This is a genomic window from Streptomyces sp. NPDC085937, from assembly GCF_044540535.1.
Lineage (GTDB): Bacteria > Actinomycetota > Actinomycetes > Streptomycetales > Streptomycetaceae > Streptomyces.
Map to the genome: position 1 here is coordinate 749,615 of NZ_JBITSH010000001.1, position 21,166 is coordinate 770,780.

The window sequence follows — 21,166 nt, forward strand, 5'->3', positions numbered from 1 at the left end:
GTTCGCGGTCGGCCCCGCATCCGTTCGCCGTCCGCTCCGCGTCCGGTCACGGTCGGTTCCGGGTGCGGCGGCTCCGCCGGCTGCTCCCTGCGGAGTCCGACGCCCCGTCACACCTCGGCGGTCACGCCGTACTTCTCCACGTGCGCCCGCGCCGTCGCCAGCGCCTCCGGGTGCAGCGCCTCGTGGGCCGCCAGCAGCTGGGGGAGCAGGTCGCGCTCCGTGGTCACGGCTCGGAACTGCAGGGCCACCGTCACCTCGTGGTCCGGACGGTGGACGATCCGTACGGCGTCGCCCGCGCGCACCTCGCCGGGGGTGATCACCCGGAGGTACGCCCCCGGCGCGCCCCGCTCCGTGAACCGCTTGACCCAGCCTTTCTCCTGCAGGTGGCCCTGGAACGTACGGCAGGGGATGCGTCCCGACGTGACCTCCAGGACGACCTCCGGACCCACCGCCCAGCGCTCACCGATCAGGGCGCCGGACACGTCGATGCCCTCGGTCGTGAGGTTCTCGCCGAACGAGCCGTTGGACAGCGTGCGCCCCAGCGCGCGCTCCCACTCGTCGAGGTCCTCGCGGGCCACCGCGTACACCGCCTGGTCGTCCCCGCCGTGGTGCCGCGTCTCGCAGACCGCGTCACCGGCCAGGCCGCTCCCGCCGACACCCTTCGGCCCCGGCGCCGCCACCCGCACCGGCCCGTCCACCGGACGCTTGTCGATGCCGGTCAGACCGTCGCGCTGGCCCGTGTACGGCACGGCCTCGGGGCGGCCCAGGTTCACAGAGAGAAGCTTCATGCGCTGCACGGTAAGCCATGCGCATCAAAGCGTCGACGCAATAATGCCCTGTTGATCAAAGGGTGGCTTATCCCTGCGGGTACCCTGGCAGGGTGATCGAAGCCCGCCACCTCCGTGTGCTGCGCGCCGTGGCCTCCACCGGCTCCTTCTCCGCCGCCGCCCGCGAGCTGGGATGCACCCAGCCCGCCGTCAGCCAGCAGATGAAGGCCCTGGAGGCGTCCGTCGGCACGCCGCTGCTCATCCGCTCCGGCCGCGAGATGCGGCTGACCCAGGCCGGTGAGGCGCTGGTGCGGCACGCGGCGGGCATCCTCTCCGGGCTCACCGCCGCCGAGGAGGAGGTCGCGGCCATCGCCGGGCTGCGCGCCGGGCGGGTCCGCCTGGTGTCGTTCCCCAGCGGCAGCTCCACGCTCGTGCCGACCGCGCTCGCCGCCCTGCGCGACGCGCACCCCGGCACGCGGGTCTCGCTCGAGGAGGCCGAACCGCCGCGCTCCGTCGAGCTGCTGCGCGAGGGCGACTGCGACGTGGCACTCGCCTTCCGGTACGAGGGGGCGCCGGGCGCGGAGGAGTGGGACGACCTGGTGGTGCGGCCGCTGCTGTCGGACCGCCTGGTGGCACTGGTGCCGGAACGCCACAAGCTGGCGCGCGCGCAGTCCGTCGCGATCGGCGAGCTCGCGGACGAACCGTGGATCGCGGGCTGCCCGCGTTGCCGGGGTCAGCTGGTCGAGGTGTGCGAGACGGCCGGCTTCACCCCGCGCATCGACTTCGCCACCGACGACTACCCGGCGGTGGCCGGCCTGGTCGGAGCGGGTCTGGGTGTGGCGGTCCTGCCCCAGCTCGCGCTCGAGTCGGTACGGCCCCGCGGCGTGCACACCGTGGCCCTGGAGCCCGCCGTGCGGCGGGAGATCGTCGCGCTCACCCTCCCGGACCTGGCCCAGGTGCCCGCGGTCACCGCGACGCTGGAGAAGCTGGCGGCGACGGCCGCCAGGTAAGGGTTCGGGGCACGCGCGCGTGCCCGCCGGTTCTGGTGACGGTTCTTTCCGGAGAAACGTTCCTTCAGGTGTTCGAAGCGGTGGTGTGCCCGGCGGCACCCGACGCGGAGACCAGCCGGTTGCGGGCCCGTCCCATCAGCTCTTCGCGCTCGTCCTCGGTCAGGCCGCCCCACACGCCGTACGGTTCGCGCACGGCCAGCGCGTGGGCGGCGCACTCGGCGCGCACGGGGCACCTCATGCAGACCTCTTTGGCCGAGTTCTCGCGTGCACTGCGCGCGGCGCCGCGTTCGCCCTCCGGGTGGAAGAAGAGCGAGCTGTCCACCCCGCGGCAGGCAGCCAGGAGCTGCCAGTCCCACAGGTCCGCGTTCGGTCCGGGAAGGCGGGAGAAATCTGCCATTGCGTGACCCCTTGTAGCCGTTACTCGGGCGGATCCGGTGTCCACGACCGTACAACTACGATCAAAGGAGATGAAAATATGACTCATTGCGAATCTAGCTCCGGACACCGTCGAAGGGGAAGAAAAGGGTCTAAATGGGGCATGGGTTGTGATGAAAGTTCGGGGGTACGTCGCGCATGTCTCCACCGTGAACGCCTCCTCACGTAGAGTGCCGAAGATGGCAGACGGCCCCGTAACTCTTTCGAGTGACCGTCGTTGAGAGTGCGAGGCGGTTGAAGGAACAAGCGCTCGGGCGGGCGTCCGAGACGGTCGACCGCACAGGTGACGATTTCGTACCAGCCTGGAGGCTCAAGGTGACGCGCATCAGCTGCGGAGGGCGGCCATGACTTCCGTCCTCGTCTGCGACGACTCCCCGCTTGCCCGAGAGGCGCTCCGCCGCGCGGTCGCGACCGTGCCCGGTGTCGAGCGCGTGACGACGGCGGCCAACGGCGAGGAAGTCCTCCGCCGCTGGGGTGCCGACCGCTCGGACCTGATCCTGATGGACGTACGCATGCCCGGCCTGGGCGGCGTCGAGACAGTGCGGCGGCTGCTCTCCGCCGATCCCGGAGCACGGATCATCATGCTCACGGTCGCCGAGGACCTGGACGGCGTGGCCCTCGCGGTCGCCGCCGGGGCCCGGGGTTATCTGCACAAGGACGCCTCCCGCGCGGAGCTGCGCGCCACGGTCACGCAGGCGCTCGCCGACCCGACCTGGCGGCTCGCCCCGCGCCGGCTGCGCTCGGCCGAGATGGGCGCGGCGCCCACGCTCACCGCGCGTGAGATCCAGGTCCTCGAAGGTATGAGCCACGGCCGCTCCAACGCGGAGATCGGCCGTGAGCTGTTCCTCTCCGAGGACACGGTGAAGACGCACGCGCGTCGTCTCTTCAAGAAGCTCGGTGCCTCGGACCGGGCGCACGCGGTGGCGCTCGGGTTCCGGTGGGGTCTGGTGCGCTAGGCCCCGTCCCTCGGACCCGGACGGGCGCGCGGTACGGCACCCAGCCCGGGTCCGGCGAACGGCGGCCCAGTGGCAGCCCTGCCGAGGCGCACGCACGCGGTCCGTCGGCGCGGTGCCGCGGGTGGTCCGCGGGTGCGACGGCGCGGGCGGGTGATCCGTGCGCGGCACGGGGCGGTGCGACGGCCGTGGGTACGGCCGGCGCGCGGATGCCTGTGTCCGACGTGGCGGACGCCGGCGCCGGTTTTCCTGGCGGTGCGGATGGTTGCGCCCGGGGTTTGCCTCGCCGTGCGTGTGGTGGCACCTGGGGGTTCCCTCGCTGCGCGGATGGCGGCGTTCAGGTTTCTCGCCGGGCGGATGGCGTTCGCGGTCTCCCTCGCTGTGCGTGTGACGGTGCCCCGGGGTTCTCGCGTCATGTGCACGTCGCGGTCCGGGGTTTCCCGCGTCGTCGCGCGTGCGTCGGCGCGCGTGGTCCCGCGTGCCGTACGAACGGCCGCGTCGCCGGTCTCCCGCGTCGTGGGGGCGGTGGGGTCGTGGGTCCTGCGCGTCTTGCGGGCGGTGGGGTCGTCGGTCTTGGGCCTCGTGCGGGCGGCGGGCGGTGTCGGTGTGCCGAGACAACGAGATGTCCCGGACGGCGGTGCACCGGACGCCCCCGCTGGTGTGACGGATTCTTTCGTCCCGCGCGGCGGCGCGGGACGGCCACCCGATGCCGGGGACCCCTCCGGACCTGGGCCGGGAGACCCCCGCGACCGCCTCGCCGTGTGGGCCCGCGCACGGCGAGGTCGTGGTGTTCGCCGCGGCCGGCAGGGACCCACTGCTCGTTTCGCGGCGGATGCCGCATCCTTGAGGTGTGGAGTTCCTCGGGGACGAGTCGGTCGAGCGGAAGGGGAGGGCGCAAGGGATGACTTCCGGCGCACCTGCTCATAACGCTTCGGTGCACAACCAGGGACACGGTGCCGCGGACCAGACGTCCGCAGGGCACCATGGACCGATGCGCGACGACGAGGCGGGCACGGCCCCAGGCGCCATCGGTGCGCTCGTCCATCGCGCGGTCGACGGAGACGAGCAGGCCACGCACGACCTGCTCGCCCACGTCCACCCGCTCGCGCTGCGCTACTGCCGGACCCGTCTGTCGCGGCTGCCGGGCGACGCCCGGCACTTCGTCGAGGACCTCGCACAGGAGGTCTGCGTGGCGGTGCTGCTCGCGCTGCCCCGCTACAAGGACACCGGCCGGCCCTTCGAGGCGTTCATCTTCGCCATCGCCTCCCACAAGGTCGCCGACCTCCAGCGTGCCGCGATGCGGCACCCCGGATCGACCGCCGTGCCGTCCGACGAGATGCCGGAGCGGCCCGACGACTCCCTCGGCCCGGAAGAGCGCGCCCTGCTCAGCAGCGACGCCGAGTGGGCCAAGAAACTGCTGGCCAGCCTCCCCGAGAACCAGCGTGAGCTGATCCTGCTGCGCATCGCCGTGGGACTCACCGCGGAGGAGACAGGTCAGATGTTGGGAATGTCACCCGGCGCGGTCCGGGTGGCCCAGCACCGTGCGCTGAGCCGGCTGCGAGCCCTGGCGGAGCAGTAACACCCGTCCGGGCGCCGTCTCTTCGCGTAGGCGCGTGACGCACATGAACGGACGATCATCCGTTCCCGTACGAACATACGAAGCCGGGAGTCGTGCGGAACCGTGGAATGAGACACCCACGCTTCCCGTTAGCATGGACATCCGCACCGATCAAGGCCATTTGGGGAAGGTGTCATGACTGCCAACGTCGACGGAGTGCCCGGAAAATTCGCGACACTCGGGCTGACCTACGACGACGTGCTGCTGCTGCCGGGCGCATCCGAGGTGCTCCCCAACGCGGTTGACACCTCGTCCCGCATCTCCCGCAACGTCCGGGTGAACATCCCCCTGCTCTCGGCCGCGATGGACAAGGTCACCGAGTCCCGCATGGCGATCGCCATGGCCCGTCAGGGCGGCGTCGGCGTGCTCCACCGGAACCTCTCCGTCGAGGACCAGGCCAACCAGGTCGACCTGGTGAAGCGCTCCGAGTCCGGCATGGTGACCGACCCCATCACCATCCACCCGGAAGCCACTCTCGGCGAGGCCGACGCCCTGTGCGCGAAGTTCCGCATCAGCGGCGTCCCGGTCACCGACGGCAACAAGAAGCTGCTCGGCATCGTCACCAACCGCGACATGGCCTTCGAGACGGACCGCTCCCGTCAGGTCCGCGAGGTCATGACCCCGATGCCGCTGGTCACCGGGCACGTCGGCATCTCCGGCGTCGAGGCGATGGAGCTGCTGCGCCGCCACAAGATCGAGAAACTTCCCCTGGTCGACGACGCGGGCATCCTCAAGGGCCTCATCACGGTCAAGGACTTCGTGAAGGCCGAGCAGTACCCCAACGCCGCCAAGGACGCGGAGGGCCGCCTCATCGTGGGCGCCGCCGTGGGCGCCAGCCCCGAGGCGCTGGAGCGGGCCCAGGCGCTCGCCGAGGCCGGTGTGGACTTCCTGGTCGTCGACACCTCGCACGGTCACAACAGCAACGCCCTCAGCTGGATGTCGAAGATCAAGTCGAGCGTCGGCGTCGACGTGATCGGCGGCAACGTGGCCACGCGCGACGGCGCCCAGGCACTGATCGACGCCGGCGTCGACGGCATCAAGGTCGGCGTCGGCCCCGGTTCGATCTGCACCACCCGGGTCGTCGCCGGCATCGGCGTTCCGCAGGTCACGGCCATCTACGAGGCGTCCCTGGCGGCTCGCGCGGCGGGCGTCCCGCTGATCGGGGACGGTGGCCTGCAGTACTCCGGTGACATCGGCAAGGCGCTCGCCGCCGGCGCCGACACCGTCATGCTGGGCAGCCTCCTCGCGGGCTGCGAGGAGTCCCCCGGCGAGCTGCAGTTCATCAACGGCAAGCAGTTCAAGTCGTACCGCGGGATGGGCTCGCTGGGCGCCATGCAGTCCCGGGGCCAGGGCCGGTCGTACTCGAAGGACCGCTACTTCCAGGCCGAGGTCGCCTCCGACGACAAGCTCGTGCCCGAGGGCATCGAGGGCCAGGTGCCCTACCGCGGCCCGCTGGCCAACGTGCTGCACCAGCTCGTCGGCGGTCTGCGCCAGACGATGGGCTACGTGGGCGCCGCGACCATCGACGAGATGGAGTCCAAGGGCCGCTTCGTCCGCATCACCTCCGCGGGGCTCAAGGAGAGCCACCCGCACGACATCCAGATGACGGTCGAGGCACCGAACTACAGCCGTCAGTAGCGGCGGGCTTCCCGAGGGCGGCTCCGGACCACCGGGGCCGCCCTCGCGTGACGTCCGGGGCGGTGGGCGCCGTGGCCGTCGGGGATACTGGAAGGCGCTGCAACGCATCAGGGAAAGGCCACAGACGTGACTGAGATCGAGATCGGGCGCGGCAAGCGCGGCCGCCGGGCGTACGCCTTCGACGACATCGCCGTCGTCCCCAGCCGCCGTACGCGGGACCCGAAGGAGGTCTCGATCGCCTGGCAGATCGACGCCTACCGCTTCGAGCTGCCGTTCCTGGCCGCTCCCATGGACTCGGTCGTCTCACCGGCCACCGCGATCCGCATCGGCGAGCTCGGCGGCCTCGGCGTGCTGAACCTCGAGGGCCTGTGGACCCGCCACGAGGACCCGCAGCCGCTGCTGGACGAGATCGTCGGCCTGCCCGACGAGGCGGCCACCCGCCGTCTCCAGGAGATCTACGCCGCTCCGATCAAGGAGGAGCTGATCGGGCAGCGCATCAAGGAGGTGCGCGACTCCGGCGTGGTCACCGCCGCCGCGCTCTCCCCGCAGCGCACCGCCCAGTTCTCCAAGGCCGTCGTCGACGCGGGCGTGGACATCTTCGTCATCCGCGGCACCACGGTCTCCGCCGAGCACGTCTCCGGCTCGCACGAGCCGCTCAACCTGAAGCAGTTCATCTACGAGCTCGACGTCCCGGTGATCGTCGGCGGCTGCGCCACCTACACGGCGGCCCTGCACCTGATGCGCACCGGTGCGGCGGGCGTCCTCGTCGGCTTCGGCGGCGGCGCCGCGCACACCACGCGCAACGTGCTGGGCATCCAGGTCCCGATGGCCACCGCCGTCGCCGACGTGGCCGCGGCCCGCCGCGACTACATGGACGAGTCCGGCGGCCGGTACGTGCACGTCATCGCGGACGGCGGCGTCGGCTGGTCCGGCGACCTGCCCAAGGCGATCGCCTGCGGCGCGGACTCCGTGATGATGGGCTCCCCGCTGGCCCGCGCCACCGACGCGCCGGGCCGGGGCCACCACTGGGGCATGGAGGCCGTCAACGAGGAGCTGCCGCGCGGCAAGAAGGTGGACCTCGGCACGGTGGGCACGCTGGAGGAGATCCTCACCGGCCCGTCCCACACCCCCGACGGCTCGATGAACCTGTTCGGCGCCCTGCGCCGCGCCATGGCCACCACGGGCTACAGCGAGCTGAAGGAGTTCCAGCGCGTCGAGGTGACGGTGGCGGACTCCCAGCACCGCCGCTGACCACAGCGAGACGCCTCGTACGGCACCCGAAGGGGCCGGCCACCTGAACAGGTGACCGGCCCCTTCGCGTGCCTCGCCCTTACAACCGGTGCGCCGCCCCCGTCGGGGTCGCGCCTCGGGTGTCCAGGAGGAGCTGGGCCTTCACCGAGAGGCCCTGGAGGTCGTACGTGCGGTGCTGCTGGAGCAGGATCGTGAGGTCGGCGTCCGCCGCGGCCTCGTAGAGGGAGTCCGCGCGGGGGACGGGGCGGTCCAGGATGTTCCAGGACGGCACGTGCGGGTCGTGGTAACTGATGGCGGCGCCCAGCTCCATCAGGCGGACCGCGATCTCCTGCGCCGGGCTGCCCTGCAGGTCGGCGAGGTCGGCCTTGTAGGTGACCCCGAGGAGCAGCACGCGCGCGCCGCGGGCGGACTTGCCGTGTTCGTTGAGCAGGGCGGCGGCGCGCTGCACGACGTAGCGGGGCATGCGGCCGTTGACCTCCTGCGCCAGCTCCGCCATCCGCAGGGTGCGGCCGGCGTGCGCGGTGAGGTCCTGGGGGACGGTGTGGCCGCCGACGCCGGGGCCGGGGCGGAAGGCGAGGTAGCCGAAGGGCTTGGTCTCCGCGCAGCGCAGCACGTCCCACAGGTCGATGCCGAGGTCGTGGCAGAGCGCCGCCATCTCGTTCACCAGGGCGATGTTGACGTGCCGGAAGTTGGTCTCCAGGAGCTGCACCGTCTCCGCCTCGCGCGGGCCGCGGGCGCGGACCACCTTGTCGGTGATCCGGCCGTAGAAGGCCGCCGCCGACTCGGTGCAGGCGGAGGTGAGGCCGCCGATGACCTTCGGTGTGTTGGCGGGGGTGAAGTCGCGGTTGCCCGGGTCCACCCGGCTGGGGGAGTGGGCGAGGTGGAAGTCGCGTCCCGCGCGCAAACCCGAGCCGGTTTCCAGCAGGCGCAGCAGCGGTCCCTCCGTCGTGCCGGGCGGCACGGGGGACTCCAGGATCACGGTGGTGTGCGGGCGCAGTTGCGCGGCGAGGGTGCGGGCGGCCGTCTCGACCTGGGAGAGGTCGAGTCCGCCGTCGGCGGCGGGCGGGGTGGGGGCGCAGATCACTGCGGTGCGCACCCGGCCCAGCTCGGCCGCGCTGGTCGTGACCCGGAAACCCTGCGCGAGCATGCGGCGCTGCTCGGCGGGGCTGAGGGAGCCGGGCTCGGGGCCGGTGCGGAACCCGACGGTGGGGATGCCGGCGGCGACGGCGGCCTGGGCCAGGGGCAGTCCGTAGGGGCCGAGTCCGATGACGGCGAGATCTGCGGGCATGGCGTGGGCCGTCCTTCCCGATAGCCGGAGTGCGACAGGTGCGCAAGCGCCGTGGACTGGACAGGCGAGCGCAATGTCAGACTAGGAGTAAATATGACCGATATGTGGGATTGATCGGCTCGTTTTCGGTGAGTCGTCCCGCAGGGTTGTCCACAGGCTGCGGCCGGGTGGTTGTCCACAGGCTGTGGCGGCGTGTGGCTGAAGTCGGGCAAGCCGGTCAGAATTTGGGCATGAGGGTGTGGGACCGGGCTTCGCCCCACGGGTGTGGCCGATGCGACCGATGAGCGGGAGGCAGCGGTGAGGACAGCGACACTGGGTCCGGCGCAGCGCGCCGAATCACTGGCGTCCATGGCGGAGCGCGAGCTGGACGTGCTGGTGGTGGGCGGCGGCGTGGTCGGTGCGGGCACGGCGCTCGACGCGGTGACGCGCGGACTGTCCACCGGACTGGTCGAGGCCCGTGACTGGGCGTCGGGCACGTCCAGCCGGTCCAGCAAGCTGATCCACGGCGGCCTGCGCTATCTGGAGATGCTCGACTTCGCCCTTGTGCGTGAGGCGTTGAAGGAACGCGGCCTGCTGCTGGAGAAGCTCGCCCCGCACCTCGTGCGCCCGGTGCCGTTCCTCTATCCGCTGCAGCACCGGGCGTGGGAGCGGCTCTACGCCGGAGCGGGCGTGGCGCTCTACGACACCATGGCGATGACCCACGGCCACGGCCGGGGCCTGCCCGTGCACCGGCACCTGAGCCGACGTCAGGCTCTGCGTGTCGCCCCCTGCTTGAAGAAGGACGCGCTGGTCGGCGCCCTGCAGTACTACGACGCCCAGATGGACGACGCCCGCTTCGTGCTGAACCTCGTGCGCACCGCCGCGGCCTACGGCGCGAAGACGGCCAACGGAGCCAGGGTGACCGGGTTCCTGCGCGAGGGCGAGCGGGTCGTCGGCGCCCGGGTGCAGGACGTGGAGGGCGGCGGCGAGTACGAGATCCGCGCCAAGCAGGTGGTCAACGCCACCGGGGTGTGGACCGACGACACCCAGGCGATGGTCGGCGAGCGCGGCCGGTTCCACGTACGGGCCTCCAAGGGGGTCCACCTGGTCGTGCCCAAGGACCGCATCCACTCCACCACCGGGCTCATCCTGCGCACGGAGAAGTCCGTGCTGTTCGTCATCCCCTGGGGCCGGCACTGGATCGTCGGCACCACGGACACCGACTGGGACCTCGACAAGGCCCACCCGGCCGCCTCCAGCGCGGACATCGACTACGTCCTGGAGCACGTGAACTCGGTCCTCGCGGTGCCCCTCACGCGCGACGACGTCGAAGGCGTGTACGCGGGGCTGCGGCCGCTGCTCGCGGGCGAGTCGGACGCCACGAGCAAGCTGTCCCGCGAGCACACGGTGGCCCACCCCGTGCCCGGCCTGGTCGTGGTGGCGGGCGGCAAGTACACGACGTACCGGGTGATGGCCAAGGACGCGGTGGACGCCGCGGTGCACGGACTCGACCTGCGCGTGGCGGACTGCGTCACCGAGGACACGCCGCTGGTGGGCGCCGAGGGATACCACGCGCTGTGGAACTCCCGCGCCCGCACGGCGGCCCGCACCGGCCTGCACCCGGTCCGGGTGGAGCATCTGCTCCAGCGGTACGGGTCGCTCGCCGAGGAGGTGCTGGACCTCGTCGCCGCCGACCCCTCGCTGGGTGAACCGCTGCAGGCCGCCGACGACTACCTGCGGGCCGAGGTCGTCTACGCCGCCTCGCACGAGGGCGCGCGGCACCTGGAGGACGTCCTGACCCGGCGGACCCGCATATCCATCGAGACCTTCGACCGGGGCACGCGCAGCGCGCGCGAGGCCGCCGAGCTGATGGCGCCGGTGCTGGGCTGGGAGAGCGGCCAGATCGACCGCGAGGTGCGGCATTACGAGAAGCGGGTGGAGGCCGAGCGGGAGTCGCAGCGGCAGCCCGACGACCTGACGGCGGACGCGGCCCGCCTGGGGGCGCCCGACATCGTGCCGCTCTAGGAGCCTGACCTTTCGCGGTTCCTCGCGCAGCAGGGGCCGTCGGCGTGTGACGGGGGCACAAGTCGGCCACGGCCCAGGCCGTTTCGAGGCTCGCGTGGGACGGCGGGCCGGGGCGGGCCGAGGCCGGAGCAGGGGTGACGTCCGGCCGGGAGGGTTCGCCGGGTGACGCCGGACGGCCCATTCGTGTCCGAAACCGCGCGGTTCGAAGCCCTCTTTGTCGGGACCCGTCCGGCAGGGTGGGGAACACTTCGCTCCCCCGGCCCGTCCGCCCGCCGTGTCCGGTGTGCGGACAGGGGCACCCTGGGCGTCGAGCACTTGTCGGGTGAGGGACAATGAAGGCTCTGTCAGGGCGGGTTGCATGAGGGGACGCATGTCGGAGGCGGAGCGGGCGGGGACATCCCGTCAGGACAAGAGCGCACGTCTCCTCGCCGGGCGGTACCGGCTGGGAGACGTGCTCGGCCGCGGCGGCATGGGGACGGTGTGGCGGGCCGAGGACGAAACCCTGGGCCGCACGGTCGCCGTCAAGGAGCTCCGCTTCCCGGGGAGCATCGACGACGAGGAGAAGCGGCGGCTGATCACCCGGACGCTGCGCGAGGCCAAGGCGATCGCGCGGATCCGGAACACCAGCGCCGTGACCGTCTTCGACGTGGTCCAGGAGGACGACCGGCCCTGGATCGTCATGGAGCTCGTCGAGGGCAAGTCTCTCGCCGAGGTCATCCGTGAGGACGGCCTGCTGGAGCCGCGCCGCGCGGCCGAGGTCGGGCTCGCCGTGCTCGACGTGCTGCGGTCGGCGCACCGCGAGGGCATCCTGCACCGTGACGTGAAGCCGTCGAACGTGCTGATCGCGGAGGACGGCCGGGTCGTGCTCACCGACTTCGGCATCGCCCAGGTCGAGGGCGACCCCTCCATCACCTCGACGGGCATGCTCGTCGGCGCCCCCTCCTACATCTCCCCCGAGCGGGCCCGTGGCCACAAGCCCGGCCCCGCCGCCGACCTGTGGTCCCTCGGCGGACTGCTGTACGCGGCGGTCGAGGGCAGCCCACCGTACGACAAGGGCTCCGCGATCGCGACGCTCACGGCGGTCATGACCGAGCCGCTCGAGGAGCCGAGGAACGCCGGACCGCTCAGGGACGTCATCCACGGCCTGCTCGACAAGGACCCCGCCCGGCGGCTCGACGACCGCGCCGCGCGGGCCATGCTGAGCGCCGTCATCGCGGCACCCGGCACCAAGGGCGCCGACGGGCAGCCGTCGGACGCCACCCGGGTGGTGCCGCTGCCCGAGCAGCCCGGCGGGCGCGACACCGGCCCCAAGCGGGGCGAGGAGGCCGCGGAGAAGCTGCGCGGCGCCCTGCGCTCCGTGCGCAAGGCCGCCGTGGGCGCCGGCGCGGCCGGCGCCGCCCGCACCAAGTCCGGCGGCGGCACGCCCGCTTCGGCGTCCGGCGCGGCGACGCACGCGTCCGGCGCCGGTGCCGCCGCCCCGTCCGCCGCCACCGGTCCCGCCGCGGGAACCGGACGCCAGGCCGGCGCCGGCCGCAACGCCGACTCCGGCGGCCGCAGTTCGGGCTGGCCCGTGATGACCCCGCCGGACCTGCCCGCCCGGCCCGCGCCGCGCGCCCCGATCACCGACGTGGTGCCGCGCCGCACACTGATCGTCATCGCCCTGGTCGTGGTCCTCGCCGTGATCGCCACCGTGCTCGCCCTGACGCTCGGCGGCGACGACGAGGACGGCAAGGGCACACAGGGCGGCACCGGCGACCGCACCACGGCCGGGAGCACCCCCAGCGCCGACACCAGGAACGACGACAAGGACGGCACCGGCACCGACGGTTCGGCCACCGCGTCGTCCGGCGCCGGCGCGACCGGGGGAGCCACCCCGGACAGCACCGGGACGGGCCAGGGCGCGGGCGCCGGCGACGGCGGCTCGGCGGGCGACGGCGGCGGCGCGACGAAGCCCGAGCCGTACACGACGCACAGGGGGAAGCAGGGCTACTCGATCGGCCTGCCCGCGGGCTGGAAGTACAAGTCGTCGGACGGCGCCGGGGACCGCTTCACGGGGCCGAACGGACAGAAGCTGCTGATCGGCTGGACCACCACGCCCAAGGACGACCCGGTCGCCGACTGGACGAACCAGGAGCGTGCCATGGTGCGTCCCAAGTACAAGCGCATACGGATCGTGGCGGTGGAGTACCGCGGCTGGAAGACGGCCGACTGGGAGTTCACCTACGTCGACGGCGGGACCACGTTCCGCTCCGTCGACCGGGGCACCGTCGTCAACGACGACCTCGGGTACGGCCTGATGTACACGGCCAGGGCCGACGCGTGGGACGGCGAGCAGCGCCGGAACACCTGGCGGACGCTGACGGAGACGTTCCGGCCGAAGTCCTGACCGGGACCGGCCCGCGGATCGGGGAACCAGATGTGGCATCCCCTCTCTGCGGGTTGCCTCCGGCACGTATCGTGAGTGGTTGCGGACCGTACGGAACCGGAACGGCCCGTCCGGAGAACGGAACTGACCGACCGTAGTGCCGGGGGAGGCATCGTGGACGACTATGCGGGACGGGTTCTCGCCGACCGCTACCGCCTGCCCCTGCCCCCCTCCGACGAGTACGAACTGACCGAGACCCGCGCCTTCGACACCTACAGCGGTTCCGAGGTCCTGGTCCGGCAGGTGCCGTTACCGGAGGTCGTCGAGGCCGAGGTGCTGGACGCCGAGGGGCTGCCCGACGGTTTCACCGCCCGCGACGGAAGCGCGCGCCGCGGCGGATCCGTGCCCGGCGGCGCCCGGGGTGCCGTGCGGCGGCCCGCCGACCCGGTGGTGCGGCGCGCCGTGGAGGCCGCACAGGCCGCGGCCGCCCTGCCCGACCATCCCCGCCTCGACCAGGTCTTCGACGTGTTCGCGGAGGGCGGTTCGCTGTGGATCGTCAGCGAGTACGTCGCCGCGCGCCCGCTGGCCGCCCTGCTCGCCGAGAAGCCGCTGTCGCCGTACCGGGCGGCCGAGGTCGCCTCCGACGTGCTGACGGCCCTCAGGGTGCTGCACTCGCACGGCTGGGTGCACCGCAACATCACCGCGCGCACGGTGCTGGTCTGCGACGACGGCCGGGTGATGCTCACCGGGCTGGCGGTCGGCGCCGCCGAGGAGGCGCTGTGTGGCTACGACCCGGTGCCGCCGCCCGACGACGAGCCGGAGCCGAGCACCGCGCTCGAGGCGCTGGGGCCGGCGGGCGGCCCCGGGACGGACGGCGGACGCGGACCGGCCTGGCCGCCCGGGTTCACCGCCGACCCCGACCCGGACGTGGCGCGCCGCGCGGCCATCGAGGCCCGGGCCGGCCGGCTGCCGGAGGGCGGCGGCCGGTCCGGCGCACCGGGTGACCTGTCGCCCGTGGTCGCGCCCCGCGCCCTGGACAGCGCCGGCGACGTACGCGCGGCACGTGCCGGGGCCATCGCCGCCTACCGGGCGGGCGCCCGCGCCGCCGCCCGGGTCCAGGAGGCCCAGCAGGGCACCCGCGCCGCCCTGCCCGGCGCCCGCCCCGCCCCCGAGGAAGACACCGGGCAGACACCCCCGGGACAGATAGCCGACCCCTACGGGGTGGCCGCCTCCGGCTGGCACGGCGCCACACCCCGCATCGGCACGGACACGGGCCCCGCCCCCGCCCCCGCCCTCCCCGCGCCCGCCGCCCCTGCCGAGGCGACCGGTGCCACCGCCGCCCCGGGAGGCCGCTGGGACGACCCGGCGGCGCCGGCCGCCCCCGCGCGCCGGGGCCCGGCCACCGCGCTGGCCGCCGAGCGCGCCCGGCAGGCCCGGATGGCCGTGGTCGGCGCCGTCACCGAGCGCTGGGCACCGGAACAGGCCGGCCCCGTGCACGAGAACTGGCAGCTCGCCGCGCCCATCGGACCCGCCACCGACCTGTGGGCGCTGGGCACCCTGCTGTTCCGGGCCGTGCAGGGGCACGCGCCCTACCCGGAGGAGTCGACGGCCGAGCTGGTGCAGATGGTCTGCGCCGAGCCGCCCGCCTTCGCCGAGGAGTGCGGCCCGCTGCGGCCGGTCGTGGAGTCGCTGCTGCGCCAGGACCCCACCGAGCGCCCGGACTTCGAGGAACTGCGCGGCTGGCTGCGGTCGCTGGTGCGCTCGGCGCCCGAGCCGGAGGCGGGCCTGAACGTCGTCACCGCCCCGCCGGTCGACGCCCGCCGTCTGCCGGTCATACGGCGCCGGGGAGAGCTGGTGCGCAGACGGCGCGCCGGGCTCCCCGCCCAGCACGGACGGCACAAGCGGGCCGCACCGAAGGGCGGTTCACCACGCCGTCTCGGCCGCACCCTGCTCCTGCTGGTGCTGCTCGCGCTGGCGGCGGCGGTCGCGTACGCGATGCTGTTCATGCCGAAGGCCGGTGAGAAGACCTCCGGGTCGCCGTCGTCCGACCGCACGGCTGCCGCCGGCGGCGGCGCGCCGAGCCCGTCGGGCGACGCCGGTTCGCCGAGCGCCGGGGACAGCCCGCAGAGCAGCCCGGAGGAGTCGGCGGGCACCGCGGAGACCCAGACCACGGGCCCCGAGGCCGCCGACGGCTTCACGCTGCGCAAGGACCCGGAGGGCTTCAGCGTCGCCGTCGCCGAGGGCTGGCAGCGCACCGCGAAGAACGGCAGTGGGCAGGTCGTGTACAGCAAGGGCGGCTTCGAGCTCATCGTGGTGCCGGGCCGGGACAGCGCCCAGCAGTTCGGCGGCGATCCCATGGCCTACCAGCGGGACGCCGAGCGTGAGCTCCAGCCGTACCGCGACTCCAGCTGGGCCACCTCCACCGGTCTGAAGACCATCGAGGTGGGCGGACGGACCATGGCCGAGGGCCAGTTCACCTGGACCGGCGACGCGGGCGAGCTGTACGTGCGCAACCTCGCCGCGCTGATCGACGGCCGCTACCACGTGGTGCAGGTGCGCGGGCCGGAGAGCGAGCGGGACGAGGTGACACGGCTCTACGAACAGGCGGCCGCGACGTACCGGTTCACCGGCTGATGCGGTAGGGCCGAAGCGGAGGAGAAGGCGCGGGCGGAGGGGGAGCCGGCCGGGCGGGCCGGCTCGGGGCGCGGCACCGCGGAGAGGGCACCACACACCATCACAGTGCGGTCTCCTTGGCACCCCCTCCGTTCCCAGGAAGGGTTCCGGGTACCTACCCTGACCCTGTCAAGACCATTGCGGGGCAACGTGAATCAGATGCAGGGCTCGCTCGTCGCGGGCCGCTACCGACTCGGCGAATCCATCGGGAACGGTGGCATGGGCCGGGTGTGGCGTGCGCACGACGAGGTGCTGCACCGGTCCGTCGCCATCAAGGAACTGACCGCGGCGCTCTACGTCTCCGACAGCGAACAGGCCACCCTGCTGGCACGCACCCGCGCGGAGGCGCGCGCCGCCGCGCGGATCAACCACTCCGCCGTCGTCACCGTGCACGACGTGCTGGAGCACGACGGCCGGCCGTGGATCGTCATGGAGCTGGTCGAGGGCCACTCGCTGGCCGACGCGGTGAAGGAACGGGAGCGTGTCGAGCCCCGCGAGGCCGCCCGCATCGGCCTGTGGGTCCTGCGCGCCCTGCGCGCCGCCCACGCCGCCGGCGTCCTGCACCGCGACGTCAAGCCCGGCAACGTGCTGCTCGCCCGGGACGGCCGGGTGCTGCTCACCGACTTCGGCATCGCGCAGATAGACGGCGACACGGCGATCACCCGCACCGGCGAGGTCGTCGGTTCCGTGGACTACCTGGCGCCCGAGCGGGTCCGCGGCCACGACCCCGGTCCCGCGTCCGACCTGTGGGCGCTCGGCGCGACGCTGTACACGGCGGTGGAGGGCCTGTCGCCGTTCCGCCGGACGTCGCCGATCACCACCATGCAGGCCGTCGTCGAGGAGGAGGCCGAGCCGCCGCAGCACGCCGGCCCGCTCGCGCCCGTCATCGGCGCACTGCTGCGGAAGGATCCGGCCACCCGTCCCGACGCGGAGCGGACCGAGCAGATGCTCGCCGAGGCCGCGGAGGGGCGCAGACCACGGGCGGCGCAGGAGTACGTGCCCACCGAGGCCGTCGACGCGCGCGTGCCGCGCCCGCCGGGGCAGCACGCCGGCACCGTCGCACCGGCGTACCCGGGCGGCGCCGGGACCCGGCCCCACCCGCGCGGCGGCGGGCCGACCTCCGTGCAGGCGTCGTACGGGCCGCCGGCCGTGTCACGCCGGCGTACGCGCGCGCGGACGGTCGCCCTGGTCGTCGCGCTGGCCGCCATCATCGGCGGGGGCACCGCGGTCGTGCTCCAGCAGCAGGGGGAACGGGACCGCACCACGGCCGGCCCGACGGCGTCCGCCGACGTCGGCCCGACGGTGTCGCCGGACGCGTCGGACCAGGGCGCGACCGCCGCGGGCAGCCTGCCCGAGGGCTGGGTGCGCCGGACCGACCCGTTCGGCTTCAGCGTCGTGCTGCCCGGCGAGGACTGGGAGCGGGTGGTGTTCGACGAGGAGACCCGGCAGGTCGACTACACGCCCGACGGCGGCAAGCACTTCCTGCGCATCGCCGCCGACGACGCCCCCGACTTCGACGACCCGTACGAGCACCTGGGCGACCTCGACCAGCAGGTCGGCCGGCGGCTGGTCGACTACCGGCGCGTGGACCTGCAGCGGCTGACGTACCGCGACCGTGAGGCCGCGCGCCTGGAGTACAGCTGGACCGCGCTGGCCAAGGACACCGAGTTCCCCGGTCCCTACCGGGCGATCGACCAGATGTACATCACGCGCGACGGGGTCGAGTACGCCTTCTACATGGCCGCTCCCGCCGAGGACTGGGAGACCACCCGGGAGCAGTTCGAGACCATCCTGAAGGGCTGGCGCGAGCCCTGACGCCCCCGGCGTGCGCGGACGTGCGCCCGTTGGCCGAATCGCCGTACCGGAGCGAACACATCCGGTGGGGCATGATGGGCGCATGGTGACCGAGGGGGAGCCGGACAACGGGAACGACGGGGACAACGCCCGCGTCATCGCGGGTCGTTACCGTCTTCAGGGACAGCTCGGGCGCGGCGGCATGGGCGTGGTCTGGCGGGCCACCGACCAACTGCTGGGCCGGGGCGTCGCGGTGAAGGAGCTGCCCTTCGACGAGACGCTCACCGCGGCCGACGCGCGGCGGCAGCGCGACCGCACCCTGCGCGAGGCGCGCGCGCTCGCGCAGCTCAGCCACCCGAACATCATCGTCGTGCACGACGTCGTGGAGGACGACGAACGGCCGTACATCGTATTGGAGTTGATTGACGGGCCGTCCCTCGCGGACCACATCGCCGCCGACGGGCCGGTGGGTGCGGCGGAGGCCGCGCGGATCGGCGTCGACCTGCTGGGCGCGCTGCGTGCCGCCCACACCGCCGGTGTGCTGCACCGCGACCTCAAGCCCGCCAACGTCCTGCTGGAGAACGGCACCGACCGGGTGCTGCTCACCGACTTCGGCATCGCGCAGATGCCCGGCTCGACCACGCTCACCGAGAGCGGCACGTTCGTCGGCTCGCCCGAGTACACCGCCCCCGAGCGGATGTCGGGCGCGCGGACCGGGCCGGAGTCGGACCTGTGGTCGCTGGGAGCGCTGCTGTGCGAGGCGCTCAGCGGCGAGTCGCCGTTCCGGCGGGACTCCCTGAGCGGTGTGCTGCACGCGGTGGTGGTCGACGAGATCCGCCCGCCCGCGCAGGCCGGGCCGATTCTCCCGGTGGTCCTCGGCCTGCTGGAACGCGACCCGGACCGCCGGCTGGACGCCGACCGGGCCGAACGGATGTTAAGGGCGTTCCTCGCGACCGGCCGCACGCCCGACACCGCGCCGCTCGACCTGCTTCCGGACCGCGCCCCGTCCCGTAGGCGGCTGCCGATGTGGCGGGAGGTGCCGGTCGCCGGCCGGCCCGAGGGACGTACCGTACGGCGGCAGCCCACCCGGGGCGCGCTCGTCGCGGCGCTGGTGGTGGCCGCGATGGCAGGCGCCGGGGTGTCGGCGGGGGCGCTGCTGCTCCAGGACCGCGACGGAGACGGGGGCGGCACGCCGACCACCACGGTCCCGGACACGCCCGTCACCGAGCCGGCCCCTGGGCCCCGGCCGCCCTCCACCACCGCCCCGCAGCGGCCGGTGCCCTCGTCGACGGGGCCGACCGAGGCCGGCGCCGGCACCTCGCCCACGCCGACGGAGTCCGGCGGTTCGGCGTCACCGGACACCTCCGGGACACCTGACGACGCCTCACCCTCTGCCGCATAGTGCCATGAAGACCGCATAAGGCCCGGTGTGGGTCACGGGTCTGTGACCGCTGGCGGCCCGCTGTGGAAGCGTGACGGTCCGGCACGATATGGATGGACCCATGAGCAGTGACGGGGGAGCCCGCAACGGGGCCGACGAGCCGACCAGTTTTGGTCTGCAACCGCCCAACCCGAACCCGCCGGCGGCCGTGCCGCACCCCGGCAATCCGTATGCGGCGCCGACCGTCGTCGTCCCGCCGCAGGGCGGTGACGCGCCGCACGGACACGACCGGCCGCGGCACCCGGCGGGGGACGGCGTTCGAGAACCGGACGGTGCGCGGGGACAGGACGGCGGGCGCGGGCAGGACCCGCAGCGGCGCTCCGGACCCGATCCGGCGGGCGGGCAGGACCCGTCGGGCCCGACGGCGGCCGATCCCGGGGCCGGACGGCTCATTGCCGGCCGCTACCGGCTGCTCGCCAAGCTCGGGCACGGCGGCATGGGCACGGTGTGGCGCGCCAAGGACGAGACGGTGGACCGCGAGGTCGCCGTGAAGGAGCCCCGCGTCCCGGAGCACCTTCCCGAACGTGAACGGGCCAACGCCTCCGAGCGGATGCGGCGCGAGGCCCGCGCCGCCGCGCGCCTGGACCACCCCGCCGTGGTCAACGTCCACGACGTCGCGGTGGTCGACGGCCGGCCGTGGATCGTCATGGAACTCGTCCAGGGCCGCTCGCTGGGCGCGGTGCTCCAGGAGGAGGGCACCCTCTCCGTGCGGGAGGCCGCCCGGGTGGGCCTGGAGGTCCTCGGCGCGCTGGAGGCGGCGCACGCGGCGGGCATCCTGCACCGGGACGTCAAGCCGGACAACGTGCTGCTCGGCCGGCACGACCGGGTCGTCCTCACCGACTTCGGCATCGCCCAGATCGAGGGCGAGACCAACCTGACGGACACCGGCGGCTTCGTCGGCTCGCCCGAGTACATCGCCCCCGAGCGGGTGCTGGGCCAGCGGCCCGGACCCGCCTCGGACCTGTGGTCGCTCGGCGTGGTGCTGTACGCGGCGACGGAGGGCGTCTCGCCGTTCCGCCGCAGCAACACCCCCGCGACGCTGCAGTCCGTCCTCAACGCCGTGCCGGCGCCGCCGGCCTCCGCGCAGGGGCCGCTGGCCGAGGTCATCACCGGGCTGCTGCAGAAGGACCCGGCGCGCCGGCCGAACGCCACCCAGGTGCGTGCCGCGCTGGAGGCGGCCGCCGACCCGCCCGCCCCGCAGCCCACGCAGATGGCCGCGCTGCCCGTGCCGGGGCGGCAGGGCGGCATCCGCATCGGCCGTAAGACGCTGCTGGGCCTGGGCGCGGCGGTGGTCGCGGCGGCCGTCGCGGTGACCCTGGTGGTCGTGGACCCCTTCGCGGGCCCGCTGCCCGACGGCTGGAAGCGGCACGACCTTGGGGACCGGGTGGGCGTCGCCCTCGCGGTGCCGGAGGGCTTCGTGAAGGACAAGCCCGCCGACGACTGGGACGGCACGGTGGTCGGCTTCACCGACCCGAGCGGGATGGTGCGGATCGAGACCGACCGCGACCTGAAGGCCGACGACAAAAACAACGAGCTCCCGGCATCCGCCTCCGAGGAGGCGTTCGCCCACTGGAACGAGCTGAAGGACGGCGAGTTCTCCTGGGGCATCGCCGGCCAGCCCGCGCCGCAGGGGCGGCCGCGGGAGACGACGTACGAGGACCGGGACGCGGCGACGAACACGATCGTCTTCACGACGACGACCACGCCGCCGCTGGAGCGTGAGGCGCAGGTCCTGTACTACCGGAACACGGACGGTGACATGTACCGCCTGTGGGTCGTCTACCCGGCGAAGGGCTACTTCGCCGAGGACGGCCGCGAGATCGCCCGCACGGTCTTCGACGCGTGGGACGTCCACAAGCGGTGACCCGGCCGGCGTGGGCCGGGCGTGGGCCGGGCCCGCGGCGGCGGGCCGACGCCCGGCGCCCAGGC

At 73.6% G+C, this 21,166-nt stretch carries 13 protein-coding genes and 1 pseudogene; 11 read left to right on the plus strand and 3 right to left on the minus strand.

The window, feature by feature from the left end; translation table 11 throughout:
* Positions 1-107: 107 nt before the first annotated feature.
* Positions 108-788 carry an MOSC domain-containing protein gene (locus tag ACIF8S_RS03305; RefSeq protein WP_399997001.1) on the minus strand — a complete coding sequence of 227 codons (681 nt, stop codon included), beginning with the start codon at positions 786-788 and terminating at the stop codon, positions 108-110.
* Positions 789-880: 92 nt separating this feature from the next.
* Here ACIF8S_RS03305 and ACIF8S_RS03310 point away from each other — a divergent pair, with 92 nt between their 5' ends.
* Complete coding sequence (locus ACIF8S_RS03310) at positions 881-1,777, plus strand: LysR family transcriptional regulator (RefSeq protein ID WP_399997002.1); 897 nt, start codon at positions 881-883, stop codon at positions 1,775-1,777.
* Positions 1,778-1,841: 64 nt separating this feature from the next.
* On the opposite strand, the gene ACIF8S_RS03315 is transcribed toward ACIF8S_RS03310, so the two are convergent.
* Entirely contained in the window at positions 1,842-2,174 is a 333-nt protein-coding gene (locus tag ACIF8S_RS03315) for a WhiB family transcriptional regulator (protein WP_399997003.1), read from the minus strand.
* A gap of 382 nt (positions 2,175-2,556) precedes the next feature.
* Here ACIF8S_RS03315 and ACIF8S_RS03320 point away from each other — a divergent pair, with 382 nt between their 5' ends.
* The 4 genes from ACIF8S_RS03320 (at position 2,557) to ACIF8S_RS03335 (ending at position 7,672) form a co-directional block, all read left to right on the plus strand.
* Positions 2,557-3,168, plus strand: a complete 612-nt coding sequence (locus ACIF8S_RS03320) for a response regulator transcription factor (RefSeq protein WP_003948568.1) — start codon at positions 2,557-2,559, stop codon at positions 3,166-3,168.
* A 988-nt stretch (positions 3,169-4,156) separates the two neighbouring features.
* Positions 4,157-4,744, plus strand: coding sequence for a sigma-70 family RNA polymerase sigma factor (locus ACIF8S_RS03325; protein WP_024883245.1), 588 nt, complete (start codon positions 4,157-4,159; stop codon positions 4,742-4,744).
* Positions 4,745-4,918: 174 nt separating this feature from the next.
* Positions 4,919-6,421 (plus strand): IMP dehydrogenase, encoded by a 1,503-nt coding sequence (gene guaB, locus ACIF8S_RS03330; protein WP_024883246.1) that lies wholly within the window; start codon positions 4,919-4,921, stop codon positions 6,419-6,421.
* Between the two features lie 126 nt (positions 6,422-6,547).
* Positions 6,548-7,672, plus strand: coding sequence for a GuaB3 family IMP dehydrogenase-related protein (locus ACIF8S_RS03335; protein WP_033272416.1), 1,125 nt, complete (start codon positions 6,548-6,550; stop codon positions 7,670-7,672).
* Between the two features lie 79 nt (positions 7,673-7,751).
* Here ACIF8S_RS03335 and ACIF8S_RS03340 read toward each other — a convergent pair whose 3' ends face one another.
* Complete coding sequence (locus tag ACIF8S_RS03340; protein WP_399997004.1) at positions 7,752-8,960, minus strand: nucleotide sugar dehydrogenase; 1,209 nt, start codon at positions 8,958-8,960, stop codon at positions 7,752-7,754.
* Between the two features lie 297 nt (positions 8,961-9,257).
* Between ACIF8S_RS03340 and ACIF8S_RS03345 the strand changes: the two genes are divergently transcribed.
* From ACIF8S_RS03345 to ACIF8S_RS03370, 6 genes and pseudogenes are all read left to right on the plus strand, one after another.
* Positions 9,258-10,964, plus strand: coding sequence for a glycerol-3-phosphate dehydrogenase/oxidase (locus ACIF8S_RS03345; RefSeq protein WP_399997006.1), 1,707 nt, complete (start codon positions 9,258-9,260; stop codon positions 10,962-10,964).
* A 370-nt stretch (positions 10,965-11,334) separates the two neighbouring features.
* Positions 11,335-13,350, plus strand: coding sequence for a serine/threonine-protein kinase (locus tag ACIF8S_RS03350; protein WP_399997073.1), 2,016 nt, complete (start codon positions 11,335-11,337; stop codon positions 13,348-13,350).
* Positions 13,351-13,503: 153 nt separating this feature from the next.
* Complete coding sequence (locus tag ACIF8S_RS03355; protein ID WP_399997007.1) at positions 13,504-15,963, plus strand: protein kinase; 2,460 nt, start codon at positions 13,504-13,506, stop codon at positions 15,961-15,963.
* 198 nt (positions 15,964-16,161) lie between these two features.
* Entirely contained in the window at positions 16,162-17,817 is a 1,656-nt protein-coding gene (locus ACIF8S_RS03360) for a protein kinase (RefSeq protein ID WP_399997008.1), read from the plus strand.
* An 82-nt stretch (positions 17,818-17,899) separates the two neighbouring features.
* Positions 17,900-19,171, plus strand: a pseudogene (locus tag ACIF8S_RS03365) (serine/threonine-protein kinase); the annotation flags it as partial.
* 127 nt (positions 19,172-19,298) lie between these two features.
* A complete protein-coding gene (locus ACIF8S_RS03370; protein ID WP_399997009.1) occupies positions 19,299-21,101 on the plus strand; it encodes a serine/threonine-protein kinase in 1,803 nt (600 codons plus the stop codon).
* Positions 21,102-21,166 lie beyond the last annotated feature (65 nt).